Consider the following 14,445-nt stretch of genomic DNA (forward strand, 5'->3'; position numbering starts at 1 on the left):
AAAATGAAAAAAACAGTACAGTTACTCTTCGTAATTTTTATAGCACTTCAAACTTCAGTTGTGTTTGCTCAAGACATCAAACAACTAAATTCAGTTGATGTGAATGGCCTAACAGACGCTCAAATTGAAACCTATTGGCAGCAAATTAAAAAAAGAGGGTATTCTTTAGAGCAGTTAGACGTGCTGGGGAAAGCTCAAGGTATTTCACCGTCTAAAATTGCAGCCTTTAAAAGAAGGGTGAATAACTTGTCATTCTCATCTACAAATCAAGATGCAGATACTACTCAGTTAAACGAGATGAGTGCAAAAGAAAATGATGCTTATGGCTTATCAGGAGATAAAACTGAATTACTAAAGGCGCCAAAAGATAAAGAGTTATTATTTGGATATGATTTTTTTAGCAATTCAAAAATATCATTCACTCCTAGTGTAAATTTAGCAGTTCCAGAAAATTATCAAATAGGTCCTGGAGATGAGTTAATGATAGACCTTTGGGGAGCCTCAGAAGTTACCTATAAGTCGCTTGTAAATACGAACGGTAATATTAAAATAAGTGGTATCGGTTTTATTTATGTGAACGGTTTTTCATTAGAGGATGCTACCAAAAAAATTATTACAAAATTAAAAAAGAAACATGCAGGTATTGCCGCTAGTAATTCTAGCTATAATAAGGTATATACCAATATTACAGTTTCTAAAATTAGAACGGTACAAGTAAATATTATCGGAGAAGTAAAAACGCCTGGCACGTATTCTTTAAACTCATTGGCTACAGTTTTAAATGCTTTATACGTAGCTGGTGGACCAACCAAAATGGGAACTTTTAGAGACGTGCAACTAATAAGAGGGAATACAAAGATTGCTTCGTTAGACATTTACGAGTATATGATTTCGGGAATGCAACAAGGAAATTTAAAGCTGCAAGATCAAGATGTATTGTTGGTAAAGCCCTATAAAAATAGAGTTACTGTAGAAGGGGCAGTAAAAAGACCCGGAATATACGAATTAAAAGACCATGAAACTTTAGCGGATTTGGTGAATTATTTTGGTGGTTTTAAGCCAGAAGCTTACACAAATTTATTTGTTATAGAGCGTTTAAATGGAACTCAAAAAGAAGTTCGTGAAGTTGCTTTGTCTGCTATTTCAGATTTTAAAATGCAGTCTGGAGACAAACTCGTTGTGAATGAAGTATTAGATCGTTTCCAAAATAAAATTACTATAGAAGGAGAAGTGTACAGGCCAGGAAATTATGAGCTGTTCGAAAATATGACCTTACAAAATTTACTTCAAAAAGCAGAAGGTGTTACGCCAGAAGCATTTCTGCAAAGAGGGTTATTAGTGCGAACTTTCGATGCTAGTAAAAAGCAGAACATACCATTTTCTATTGCTTCAGTATTAGAAGGTAAATCGCCCATTCTATTAAGAGCCAAAGATTCAATTAAAATTTTTAATAAAAATGAGTTGAGAGAAAAGCGAACCATTACGGTAAATGGTGAAGTTAACAATCCAGGTACTTTTAATTATATTGATGATTTACAAATAGAAGACGTCATTGCGATGTCTGGAGGTTTAAAGGAAGGAGCAGATGAAGAGGTTATTAGTGTTTCTAGACGATTAAAAGATGGAAGTTTTGTAACCTTAAGTGAAATTTATGCGGTGTCTTCCGATAAAAACCTAGCTATTAATAAAGGAACCCCTTTTTATTTACAACCATATGATGTAATAACCGTTAGAACAGCCAAAGGGTATATTTCCCAAAAAAATGTAAAAATTACAGGAGAAGTAAAATACCAAGGAACCTATACCTTAAAAAATAAAAATGAACGGATATCAGATTTAATTGAACGAGCCGGTGGGTTTACCGAGTTTGCTTATGTAGAGGGAGCTGTGTTAATAAGAAAGACCGAAACAGATGTAGCAAAAGATATTAAAGATGTCATTAAAAAAAATGAGGGAGAGGTAAGTGATTTAGAAATTTTAGAGGAAGAAGAGAGTACTTTAGATGAATACAAAGTAGCTATAGACCTTGGAGCTATTTTAAAAAATAAAAACTCCGACATCGACATGTTTTTAAGAGAAAATGACGAGCTTATTATTCCTTCAGAAAGACAAACAGTAAAAGTGTCTGGCATGGTTATTAAACCTTCTTTAGTGCAATACAAAAAAGGTAGGCGGTTAAAAGAGTATATTACCAAGTCTGGAGGTTTTGCAGACATGTCTAAGCGTTCTAAAGTATATGTATCCTACGCAAACGGAGATGTAGAAACGGTAAAAAACTTTTTATTTTTTAGATGGTATCCAAAACTATCTCCGGGAGCTACTATATATGTACCTGCAAAACCAGAACGCAAAAAAATGTCGGCAGGAGAAATCATGGGAATTACCTCTTCGATTGCTACTTTGGGGATTTTGATACAAACATTATTGCGATAATTGCTAATTGAGCATAAAAAGATATGAATCAAGAATTGAATAAAAATAGAACTCCAGAGGAAGATGCCATAGATATTATTGCTTTGTTAAAGCAATTGTGGGTTGCGCGTAAATTAATTTTAAAAATAACCACTATTTTCTTTTGCATTGGGTTGTTTGTAGCTGTTTTTTCAAAAAATGAGTATACAGCCTCTACAACTTTTGTGCCCTTGGCACAAGGGAAGTCTGCTGCCAGTGGTTTAGGAGGCTTGGCCTCTTTAGCAGGAATAAATTTAGGGGGAGCAATTAATAATACAGAAATTTCACCAGAGTTATATCCAAAAATCATCAATAGTGTTCCTTTTCAACTAGAAATGTTGCACACTCCGATAAGTATAGAAAGTAATAGTAAAAAAGTATCTTACAAAGAATTTTATAAAACCATTTATCGTCCGGGTGTACTAGCAACCTTAAAAAAATATACCATTGGTTTACCTGGTTTGTTATTGTCTTCGTTAAAAAAGGATGAACAAGAATTACAAGCAATTACTAATGCTATTTCTAAAGATCAAATAGTAGTCATTTCGAATGAAGATTATAAACTAATTAAAGTGCTGGAGAAGCAATTAAATTTAGAAGTAAATGCTAAAGAAGGTTTTGTGGCGGTGTCTTTTACATTTTCTGAACCAAAAGCAAGTGCTGAGTTGGCACTAAAGGCGCAACAACTATTACAAAAATATGCACTAAAATTTAAAACGCAAAAAGCAACAGAGCAGTTAAATTATATTACCCAAAGATATACCGAAAAACAACAAGAGTTTGAACAAGCTAAATTACAACTAGCTCAATTTCAAGACCGTAATTCTGGATTAAATACAGCCTTGGGTAGAACAAAATTAATGCAATTGCAAGCAGAGTACGACCTCATATTCTCGGTGTATTCAGAGCTGGCTAAACAGCAAGAAACACAGCAGTTGCAAGTAAAGCAAGACACTCCTTTATTTACAGTATTAAAACCTGTAACGATACCAAAAGAAAAATCAGCACCCAAAAAAACTCTTATCATAATTATATACATATTTCTAGGGCTAGTAATGAGTGTTGGCTACTCATTGATAAAAGAACCACTAAAAAATATTTTACAAGAAATAAGAAATGCCAATTAATTTATCTTACACAAACATTACTCGTATTAACGAAAAATACTTTTTTTAACACAGGAATTTCCCCTATATTTTTTTATCTTTATTTTGATTGATTAAGATAGCTTTATTGCGCAAGTAATTAATTTTCAGTATTTTATTTTTTTTAATGATACTTTGCAACCAAAGTTTTAGTGAAGTTTTAGTTTAATTATTATATTTGTGAACGTTAATCAGTATTTATGCTATGAATACTATAGAAGAAAAAAATATGGAATTATTAACATCCCTAAACGCAAGTAACTTTCCCTTTAAGTTTCTGTTTATATTTATGGTGGTTTTTTTGGTGTCGTTTTTTATCATTCCAAAAATACGATCCATTTCTTTGTACTTAAACCTTACAGATCAACCGAATAATAGGAGCTCTCACACCCATGTAGTTCCCTCTTTCGGCGGAGTGTCCTTTTACATTAGTTATTTACTGGTATTGTTTTTTTCACAATCTTTAGATGATAATCATGTTTCATTAACCCTTATAGTATCCATTTCTATTCTTTTTTTTACGGGTTTTTTAGACGATCTTAAAAATCTTTCCCCAAAATTTAAGTTGATTGGGCAAATACTTGGTGTGGCAGTATTAATGTTTCAACCAGATTTTAGAATTCTTTCATTGCATGGATTTTTGGGAGTGTATGAATTGCCTTTTTTACTATCAATATCTATAAGTATGTTGTTTTTATTAAGCCTTATAAATGCTTTTAACTTGATAGACGGAATAGATGGTTTAACAGGAATTACCGGTATTATAGTAGCCTCCTTTTATAGTTTTATGTTTTTTAAACTAGACTTTTTTTTCTATTTTTCTATCTGTTTGGCAACGATTGCTACCTTATTAGCTTTTTTAAGGTTTAATTTTTCTAAAACTAAAAAAATTTTTATGGGAGATACCGGAAGCTTGGTTGTTGGGCTGGTTTTAGGCTTACTTACATTAAAGTTATTGTCTCTGGGGAATCAGAGCTATCAAGTACTTTCGTTTAATAGAGAGCAATTGCCTTTGTTTTTAGGAGCAGTCTTATTTGTTCCTTTGCTAGATATGTTTAGAGTGATGCTTTTGCGTGCTATTAGAGGGGTGTCTATGTTTAAGCCCGATAGAAATCACATTCACCATATTATTACTGACTTTGGTTTTTCTCACAGAAAAGCTTCCTTTTCTATTGGTGTTTTTAATTTTATCATTGCTTTTACGATGTTTTTAGTCATACGAAAGTATACCTCCTTGCAATCTACCTTAATTTTAGTCTCTTTATTTGTGATTGCTATTTTATTAATTTTTCTAATGAATAAAAATAAGAAAGCTTTGCAACTAAAGTTAAAAATTAAAAAGTCGATGTTGCGATTATTTTTTTAATTCTTTTCAAATTTAAGTATTAGATTCTTTTTTTGTTTTATATTTTTGTGCAGTGCAATCTATGGAAAATAAAGACAAATACTGGTTTGTAGTTTTTACGAAGCCAAAACAAGAGCTAAAGGTATTAGAAAGATTAGATGCTTTAGGAATAGTTGCTTATACGCCTGTGAAGACAGAAGTAAGACAGTGGTCTGATAGAAAGAAGAAGGTAAAAGTACCATTATTACCATCTATGGTATTGGTATATTTAAGTGAGCGAGATACAGCTACTGTTTTTAATGTAGCAGGTGTTGTGCGGTATTTATTTGATAATGGCGTGCGCGCAAAAGTGACAGAGTTAGAAGTAGTAGCATTAAAAAAATATGTGGCAGCTACCTATAGTGGGAAAGTAGAAAAGTTACACATTGGGGCTAGTATAAAAACACCAGCTTTCAACGAAGATGCTATCATCATTTCTGTAAAAGGGAATAAGTGTTTTGCCAAATTAAAAAAAATCGGAGCAACCATCTCTTTTAAGTTATAGTAGTTGGTTGTTTTTTTTGGTAAAAAATTCATTACTGTGAGTGATGTGGGCGAAGCCGTATCTATTATTAAAGTTTTAATTGTTTGTAAAAGGAAATAATGTAACTACCGGTGGTAGTCGAGAAAAAATAAATTATGAAAGTAGGAATCACCTTTTCAACCTTTGATCTTTTTCATGCAGGGCATGTAAAGATGCTGGAAGAAGCAAAGCGTCAGTGCAACTATTTAATTGTAGGCTTGCAGTTAGACCCTTCGTTGGATCGCCCAGAGAAAAATGGGCCTTCACAGTCTATTATAGAACGTTATATTCAACTCAAAGGATCCAAGCATATCGATGAAATTGTGCCCTATGTCTCGGAGCAAGATTTAGAAGATATTTTGCGATCATTTAAGATTGATGTAAGAATCATTGGCGATGAGTATAAGGAAAAAAACTTTACGGGTAGAAGCTACTGTGAAGAAAAGGGAATCGAGATTTATTATAATTCAAGAGATCACAGATTCTCTTCGAGTGGACTTAGAAAACAAGTGAAATCAGTAGAAGATAAATAAGAAATGAATATCACAGTTATAGGATCAGGATATGTTGGGCTCGTCTCAGGAACTTGTTTTGCAGAGATGGGAAACAGGGTTACTTGCGTAGACATAGATCCGGTCAAGATTGAAAAATTAAATCAAGGGATCATTCCTATTTTTGAACCTGGTTTAGAGACGATGGTTTTAAAAAATGTAAAGAATAAGAACCTGTTTTTTACTACGGAATTAAATGAAGCTTTACAGAATTCTGAAATTGCATTTATAGCGGTTGGAACCCCTATGGGAGATGATGGTTCTGCTGATTTACAATATGTATTGGCTGTAGCGAAATCTATAGGCCAGTCGATGCAAAAAAGATTGATTGTGGTCGATAAGTCTACTGTGCCAATAGGGACTGCAGATAAGGTTAAGGCGACCATTCAAAAAGAGTTAGATGAAAGAGGTTCTGATTTACAGTTTGATGTGGTTTCTAATCCTGAATTTTTAAAAGAGGGAGCTGCTATTGCAGATTTCATGAAGCCAGATCGAGTAGTGATAGGAACTGATTCTGATTATGCTACAGAGAAAATGAAACAGTTATATCATCCTTTCTGTATGTCCAGAGATCGTTTCATTTCCATGGACATTCGTTCTGCTGAAATGACAAAATATGCTGCCAATGCAATGTTGGCTACAAAAATATCTTTTATGAATGAAATTGCCAATATCTGTGAAAAAGTAGGGGCAGATGCCAATCAAGTACGAATTGGAATTGGCTCAGATCAGCGTATAGGATATAGTTTTATATACCCAGGTGCAGGCTATGGTGGTTCTTGTTTTCCAAAAGATGTAAAAGCACTCACAAAAATAGCCAAAGAAAATGGCTATACTGCGCAATTGATCACCGCAGTAGAAGAAGTAAATGATGCCCAGAAATTAGTAATAGCACAAAAAATTATAACTCGTTTTGGAGAAGACCTGACTGGATTTACTTTTGGTATTTGGGGCTTGGCCTTTAAACCAGGAACTGATGACATGCGTGAAGCACCAGCTATTTATGTAATTAAAGAATTGGTAAGTAGAGGAGCTAAAATTAAGGCCTATGATCCGAAGGCGATTGATGAAGCAAAGGCCCATTATTTAAAAGGAATTCAAAATATAACGTATATGTCCTCTAAATATGATGTTTTAAAAGATTCAGATGCACTCGTATTACTTACTGAGTGGAAAGAATTTCGTTCACCTGATTTTGAAGAAATAAAAGTACAATTAAAAAATCCTGTTATTTTTGATGGTCGAAATCAATATGTTTCAATTAACTTAGATTTAAAAGGAATAGAATATCACTCTATAGGTAAGAAAAACGCAACATGCTAGGTATAATTATTCAAGCTAGATTGGGATCAACGAGGTTACCTGGTAAAGTTACATTACCTTTTTATAATGGTAAAGGAATATTAGAGTTAATTATTGATAACTTAAGTTCTAATTTTAAAAACACTCCAATCATTATCGCAACAACCAATAGCCAAAAAGATGATGAAATTTTTAAATTAGCTAATGATAAAAATATAAAATGTTTTCGTGGTAGTGAGAACAATGTTTTAGATAGGTTTATTAAAGCAGCAGAATATTTCGGACTTACTGAAATTATTAGAGTATGTTCAGATAATCCTTTTTTAAATATCAGTAGTTTAAAATTTTTGATTAACAATTTTAACAATTCAGAATATGACTACGTGTCTTTTAAAACTTCTAATAATATACCAATCATAAAAACACATTATGGTTTATGGGCTGAAGGAGTAAAACTCAATTCTATTAAAAAAATTATAACAGAAAATAAGATATATTTAGAGCATGTAACCAACTATATTTATGAACATCCAAATGATTTTAAAATAAAACTTTTTCAAATTGAAAAAGAAAATGATAGTATTAGACTAACTACTGATACAAAAGAAGATTTTTTATTAAATAAAGAAATTTTTTCTGAGATAGTAAAAATTGATAATATGGATATAAAAGATTTTATTAAATATATTTCTAACAATAATATTTGGCTAAAAAAAATGCGAGAACAAATAAAAAATAATTTAAAATAATGAAAAATAAAACATATGTAATTGGTGAAATTGGACAAAATCATAATGGTTCTGTAGATATAGCTAAATTGTTAGTAGATGTTGTTTCTAGACCAATACATGATAAACTATTTGGCCAAGAATTAAAAATAATGGATGCTGTTAAGTTAACTAAGAGAGATTTAAAGCAAGAATTATCAGCTTCTCAAATGAATCGTCCGTATGCAAATAATAATTCTTTCGGAGCTACATATGGAGAACATCGAGAATTTTTAGAATTGAATGATGAAGAGCATTTTGAAGTTTATAAATATGCAAAAGAAAAAGGACTTGATTTTATAGAAACTTTATGTGCTAAGGGATGTTTAAGTATATTAAAATTATTTACTCCAGACAAACTTAAAGTGGCTTCTAGAGATTTAACAAATTTGCCGTTGCTAGATGCATTAGCTGAAACAAAAATTCCTATTATTTTTTCTACCGGTATGGGAGGTAAAAAAGAAATTGATGATGCTATAGGTGTAATTTCAAAACATCATAATAATATTTCTATATTACATTGTGTTTCTGAATATCCTACTAGATATGAAAATGTAAATTTAAAAACAATTTCATACCTCCAAAAAAATTATTCACAATACACAATAGGTTATTCAGATCATACTATTGGTATAGCTACTCCTTTAGCAGCAATAGCTATGGGAGCTAAAATAATAGAAAAACATATTACATTAGATAGACAAATGAAAGGTACCGACCAAATAGGTTCTTTAGCTATTGATGGTATTTACAGAATGATGCGTGATATACGTAATCTGGATAAATCAATTGGTAACGAAGAAATTTATATTGAAGATTCGGTTGCTATTGCAAAAGAGAAATTAGAAAGATCTATAGCTACAAATAAGGATATTGTATCAGGTAGCGTCATAACTGCTGATGATATTCACATGTTGAGTCCAGGAGATGGTTTTAAATGGACTGAAAGAAGTAAAATAATAGGAAAGGAAGTTATTAATGATATTTCTAAAGACGAAATTATTTACCGTTCTAACATAAAAGATTTTGAATAAACTACCAAAACTTGTAATTACAGATATTGATGGTGTTTGGACAGATGGAGGAATGTTTTATGATAACCATCAAGGTGAATGGAAAAAGTTTAATACCGCAGATAGTGTGGGAGTATTGTATTTAAAATTATTAAATATTCCTATTGCAATTATAACAGGGGAAGATACTCAGATTGTTAAACGAAGAGCTGAAAAGCTAAAAATAGAATATACCTATTTGGGAGTGTCAGATAAAGTAAAATTAGCAAAAGATTTAATAGAAAATTTAAATATTAGTTTCGAAGATGTTGCCTTTATAGGGGACGAAATTAATGATTTAGAATTATTAAAATTAGTTGGTATTAGTGCTGCTCCAAAAAATGCTGCAAGTATTGTGAAAAAATCAGTGAAAATTAATTTAGAAACAAATGGTGGTGATGGTGCATTTAGAGATTTTGTTGTTCAAATGTTATCCAAGTATGGAATAAATGAAATAGATATTTACAATAAATATTTGGAAAACAAAAAACTAACTCAATAATTAAAATATTGTTTACTGTGATTTTGAAATATATACTTAACCTATTAATTAATGTTTAATAATAATTTTTTCTTATTGTGAATAAAATCAACATATTTAAAGGAGGCTTTAAAAAAGATTTATCAATTTATTTTGTAGGAAATCTTGTGAATGCCTCTATTCCATTTCTTCTTCTTCCAATATTAACACGTATACTTTCACAAGAGGAATATGGAGAAGTTACTATGTTTTTATTATTAGTTAGTTTATTAAATGGTTTTCTAGGTTTTAACACCCACTCATACTTGTTAAGGAAATACTATGATTTAGATTCAGAAAAAAATAAAAAAGATGCAAATAATTCATCTATATTAATATTAATACTATCATTTATATCTGTTACTATAATCATATTTTTTTTTGGTCCTGAACTATCTAATATTTTTGGGCTGAATAATATGCAATTATATTTAGCTGCTTTGGCTAGCGCTTTTATTTTTCTAATAAACTTTAGATTAGTTCATTGGCAAGTTAGAAGAAAAGTTTTTAAATATACTTTTCTCCAATTCTTTCTTGCAATATCTAATCTTTTAATTACATCAATATTTTTATATTTTTTCTTTAATGGTTCTCAAACTAGAATAGATGCATATGTTTTAAGTGCAATTTTAACTGGTTTAATCGCATTTATATTGATTTTAAAGGATAATCTTTTGACATTTGAGATTCCTTCCAAGGATATTTTTTTTGATGCTTTAAAATTTGGAGTACCTTTAATATTTCATGTAACAGGTTCTTTTTTATTAATATCAGCTGATAGATTAGTGATAAAAGAGGTTTTATCTCTTTCTGATGTAGGTGTTTACATGGTGGCAATTCAGGTATCTTTAGTGTTAAATATTACTTTTTCAGCAATAAATAAAGCTTATATTCCCTGGTTATTTGAGCTTTTACCAAAGAAAAACAATCAGATTAATTTAAAAATTGTTAGATTGACTTTAATATATTTCGGTATCCTAATAGTAATTGTTTTTTTAGGTTTTTTTTTAGCTCCAATAATTTTAAAATTTATAGTTGGAAGCTGTTTTAAAGCTGCTGCAAGTCTAGTTGGTTATATTGTGCTTGGACAGTGTTTTTTTGGTGCTTATTTGATGGTAACAAATTATATATTTTATGTTAAAAAAACACATTATTTGGCATTAATTACGATTTCTTGCGGCATATTCAACTTGTTAATACTTTATTTTATGACAACTAATTATGGGTTACTAGGGACAGCTTATTCATTTATTATTTCCATGATGATCAGATTTGTAGCCACGGCTATAGTTAGTAATAGATTGTACCCTATGCCATGGAAGAATGGAATATTATCTTTAATTACAAGAAACTAATACTTGTAAGTATATTTATTATCAGATTCTTGTTTATGTTTAATGATTACTTCTTTATATAACAATGAAAAATACTATTATCGTTGAGTCACCCTTTCAAATGCTATGCGCAATTAGTTTTATTAATCAGAATCTTAAAAATGAAATTAATCAAATTTATTTTATAAATGATAAAGTTTCAAAAAATATTAAGATGACAAAAGAAATAATTAAACTTTTGTCTTTTAAAAGTTCACTTTTTAACATCATAGATATAAGAAATACTTTCATATTTAAAAGATATATGGTTTTTTTTAGATTACTTTTAATTGTCAGAAAAAATAATGGGACTCTGATAGTTGGTGATTTAAATCAATCTTATCTTAGATTTATATGTAATAAATTTTACGGAAAGAAAATTGCTATTGATGATGGTTTTGGGTCTATTGTTGCTCACGACAGAATTATTAATGGTTTTAACTCAACCACAGAAGTTATAAAAAATATATTATCTTTTGGTTATTACAAATCTATATATCCTAAAGATATTGAGTTTCATACTATTTATAGTAATTATCTAAAGGGGGGGAACACCTTTGAACATAATTTAATTTTAGGGATTGAAAAAAATAAATTAATCAAGATAGAGAGAAAATTATTTTTTATAGGACAACCATTAATTAATGATGGTATAGTTGAAGAATCTATATATCTTGATTATTTATGTAATGCAGCAATGATTTTTCAAGAACATGAGTTATTTTATTTACCTCACAGAAGAGAAAGCCAGGAGATATTAGAAAAAATTAAAGAGCAAAACTTTTCTCTTATTAATACTAAACTCATAGCCGAATTAGAATTTTTAACAAAACAAGAATTGCCCTCAGTTTTTTTGGGTTTTTATTCTACTGCTTTACTTAATATTAAAAAGGTTTTAAATAATAAAGATATTTCTTTCTATTATAAGGAATTAGATAATAAAATTTTGAAAAGGCCTATTGAAAATCTAAAAAAAGTTTATGAAATTTTTGAAACAGAGGGGATTAAAAATTTTGATATCTATGATTTACCCAAAAATAAGTCATTTTTAAATATTAATTGATCATGTCAAATAAACCATTGATAAGTGTTCTAATAACAACATTTAATGCGGAATCAACAATACAAAAAACTTTAGATTCTATAAAGAATCAATCTTTTCAAGATTTTGAAATTGTATTAATAGATGATGGTTCCAATGATCAAACAATATCAATAACTAAGAACTGGAGAAAAATAAATAATATTTCTTGTGATTTTCATTACAAAAGTAAAATAGGAAGGGCTAACGCTTTAAATTTTGGAATAAAGAACTCTTCAGGTGAATTCATTAGCATTTGTGATGGAGACGATTTATGGCATCGTGATAAATTAAAAATTCAATGTGATCAATTAAAACAGGGTATAGATTTTATATTTTCTAGTTATTCAGATTTCACTAATTTAAAACCAATAGAAGAAAGAAATGACGATATTATTTTTTTTAAGATAGATGAATCTTATTTTTTGAAAAATTTAAACAAGTTTTGTCATAGTTCTCTTTTAATTAAAAAAAATAATATTGAATATAAAATAATTAAATCTCAGTTAGATATAGAATTATACATTAGATTATTTCAACAAAACCTTAAAGGAATATTTATTGAAAATACATTAGTTTACAAAAGAATTCATAAAGATCAAAAATTCGAATCTAAAAATAATTTTAAATATCGATTAAACGGCATTAATATTATTAAAAATAGTTTAATTAAAAATAGACTCATATATAAGTTGCTAATTGAATATCTTAAACTTATTCTTTCTCTATTGCCAATGAATTTCAGGATATTCATTAAAAAATTAAAAAAAACTAATGTTTAGTTTAAATTCATATTATATTTTTTATTTGTTTCTGTGTTACATTACTTTTATTTTAGAAATTAGTAAAGGAACTGTTTTTACAAAATTTAAAGACTCTAATTATAAAATTTTTATATGGATAATTATTGGTTTTTTAGGTTTGATTTTTGGTCTTAGAGATATTAACTTTGGGACTGATACATACAAATATCTTAATTTCATTAAATTTCCAATTGATATAACTAGTTTTATTATTTATGATGATATAGGAATTTTTATTCTGATAAAATATTTAAAATTATTTTTTTCTTCAAATATAACCTCAATTATAATTTCAATCTTATCAGTTTATCTTTACATTAGTAGCTATAGAAAGATAATTGGAGATAATTCTATTTATTTTATACCTTTAATTCTAAGTTTTTTTTGGTTTATTGATTTAAATTCAAATTTATTAAAAGCAGGTTTAGCTTACGGATTTATATTGTGTGCATTAGCTCATTCAAAGCGAAAGAACATACTTTTCACAATTGCATTTTTGTTTCATTCAAGTAGTATTATTTTTTTTGTGGCCTACAGAATTAGAAATTTTATAAGAACAAAGACGTTATTATTATTATGGTTTATTTGTAATATTTTTTCATATTTTGAATTTGGGTTATACAATGCCATATTGTATTTAATCAATTATATAAATCCAAATTTAGCTGATATTTTAAATATCAAAAATATTTTATTGTCAGAATCTTATAAAACAGGTTTTAGAATTGATTTTTCAATTTATAGTTTCCTTGCAATTGCACCATTTATTTTAAAAATTTTTAAAGGAAAAAATTTTGATTTATTAAATTTATACATCATCTTAAATTCATTATTTGTTTTATCTTATAATGTTCCGTATTCAAATAGACTTGGTTTATTATCTTTTATATTAATGCCTATAATTCTTTATCAATCTTTCGACCAAAATAATTACAAGCGCCAGTTCTATTTTCCAATTTATATTTTAGTTTCATCAATATTTACTTATTTAATTTTATAATAAATTATGATTAAATTCCTAAGAAATTTATTTTATTTTTTTCATCATCTAACTTATTTGAGGTTTCTCAGAAATGATATTGTACTCGTAGATCTAGATTTTACATTATTTGACAATTATAAACTAAAAAAAAAATTCCCAAATGAAAATTTTTATTCACTTGATATTGAATTAAACGATGTTGTTAAAAAAGAATTAGGTCAGTACAATAAAGAAAATATTTACATATTCACTGCAAGAGGTTCAATAAATTCTCAAAAGACAATAAGACAATTAAAAATCCTTGATTTTAAAAATTTCAATAGAATACTTTTTATTGGAAAAACTGAATACAAATTTTTCTTTCTTAAAATGAATGATTTATTCTTCAAAAAAAACATTATACTCTATGATGATTTTCAAGATTATAATTTTAAAACTGCAAAATTAATTCCTAAATCACCTCCAGAATTTATTTATACAAATCATATAAATCCTATTAATCTTAAGTAAA

General features: G+C 28.6%; 14 protein-coding genes. All 14 read left to right on the plus strand.

Features of this window, described 5'->3' with window-relative positions; translation table 11 throughout:
* The first annotated feature begins 3 nt into the window (after positions 1-3).
* The 14 genes from WHD54_RS09645 to WHD54_RS09710 all read left to right on the plus strand — a co-directional run bounded on the left by WHD54_RS09645 (position 4) and on the right by WHD54_RS09710 (position 14,444).
* Positions 4-2,433 carry an SLBB domain-containing protein gene (locus tag WHD54_RS09645; RefSeq protein WP_088323626.1) on the plus strand — a complete coding sequence of 810 codons (2,430 nt, stop codon included), beginning with the start codon at positions 4-6 and terminating at the stop codon, positions 2,431-2,433.
* Between the two features lie 23 nt (positions 2,434-2,456).
* Positions 2,457-3,578, plus strand: a complete 1,122-nt coding sequence (locus WHD54_RS09650; RefSeq protein ID WP_088323625.1) for a Wzz/FepE/Etk N-terminal domain-containing protein — start codon at positions 2,457-2,459, stop codon at positions 3,576-3,578.
* A gap of 223 nt (positions 3,579-3,801) precedes the next feature.
* Positions 3,802-4,962 carry a glycosyltransferase family 4 protein gene (locus WHD54_RS09655; protein ID WP_088323624.1) on the plus strand — a complete coding sequence of 387 codons (1,161 nt, stop codon included), beginning with the start codon at positions 3,802-3,804 and terminating at the stop codon, positions 4,960-4,962.
* A gap of 61 nt (positions 4,963-5,023) precedes the next feature.
* Positions 5,024-5,485, plus strand: a complete 462-nt coding sequence (locus tag WHD54_RS09660; protein WP_088323623.1) for a UpxY family transcription antiterminator — start codon at positions 5,024-5,026, stop codon at positions 5,483-5,485.
* Between the two features lie 134 nt (positions 5,486-5,619).
* Entirely contained in the window at positions 5,620-6,036 is a 417-nt protein-coding gene (locus WHD54_RS09665) for an adenylyltransferase/cytidyltransferase family protein (RefSeq protein WP_088323622.1), read from the plus strand.
* A gap of 3 nt (positions 6,037-6,039) precedes the next feature.
* The gene (locus tag WHD54_RS09670; RefSeq protein WP_088323621.1) at positions 6,040-7,377 is read left to right on the plus strand and encodes a UDP-glucose dehydrogenase family protein; all 1,338 of its coding nucleotides are present in this window, start codon (positions 6,040-6,042) and stop codon (positions 7,375-7,377) included.
* The gene (locus WHD54_RS09675; protein ID WP_088323620.1) at positions 7,371-8,105 is read left to right on the plus strand and encodes a cytidylyltransferase domain-containing protein; all 735 of its coding nucleotides are present in this window, start codon (positions 7,371-7,373) and stop codon (positions 8,103-8,105) included. The genes WHD54_RS09670 and WHD54_RS09675 overlap by 7 nt, the downstream gene beginning before the upstream one ends.
* A complete protein-coding gene (locus WHD54_RS09680) occupies positions 8,105-9,157 on the plus strand; it encodes an N-acetylneuraminate synthase family protein (RefSeq protein WP_088323619.1) in 1,053 nt (350 codons plus the stop codon). Before WHD54_RS09675 ends, WHD54_RS09680 begins: the two co-directional genes overlap by 1 nt.
* Positions 9,150-9,677: a KdsC family phosphatase gene (locus WHD54_RS09685; RefSeq protein WP_233130979.1), complete on the plus strand. Its 528-nt coding sequence runs from the start codon at positions 9,150-9,152 to the stop codon at positions 9,675-9,677. The genes WHD54_RS09680 and WHD54_RS09685 overlap by 8 nt, the downstream gene beginning before the upstream one ends.
* 77 nt (positions 9,678-9,754) lie before the next feature.
* On the plus strand, positions 9,755-11,050 hold the full coding sequence (locus WHD54_RS09690; RefSeq protein ID WP_158211812.1) for a lipopolysaccharide biosynthesis protein: 1,296 nt from the start codon (positions 9,755-9,757) through the stop codon (positions 11,048-11,050).
* 64 nt (positions 11,051-11,114) lie between these two features.
* Complete coding sequence (locus WHD54_RS09695; protein ID WP_088323617.1) at positions 11,115-12,131, plus strand: hypothetical protein; 1,017 nt, start codon at positions 11,115-11,117, stop codon at positions 12,129-12,131.
* A 2-nt stretch (positions 12,132-12,133) separates the two neighbouring features.
* Complete coding sequence (locus tag WHD54_RS09700; RefSeq protein WP_088323616.1) at positions 12,134-12,931, plus strand: glycosyltransferase family 2 protein; 798 nt, start codon at positions 12,134-12,136, stop codon at positions 12,929-12,931.
* Positions 12,924-13,952, plus strand: coding sequence for an EpsG family protein (locus WHD54_RS09705; RefSeq protein ID WP_088323615.1), 1,029 nt, complete (start codon positions 12,924-12,926; stop codon positions 13,950-13,952). The genes WHD54_RS09700 and WHD54_RS09705 overlap by 8 nt, the downstream gene beginning before the upstream one ends.
* Before the next feature lie 57 nt (positions 13,953-14,009).
* Positions 14,010-14,444, plus strand: coding sequence for a hypothetical protein (locus WHD54_RS09710; RefSeq protein WP_340767057.1), 435 nt, complete (start codon positions 14,010-14,012; stop codon positions 14,442-14,444).
* The last annotated feature ends 1 nt before the right edge of the window (position 14,445 follow it).

Origin of the sequence: Polaribacter tangerinus, assembly GCF_038024095.1 — a bacterium.
Lineage (GTDB): Bacteria > Bacteroidota > Bacteroidia > Flavobacteriales > Flavobacteriaceae > Polaribacter > Polaribacter tangerinus.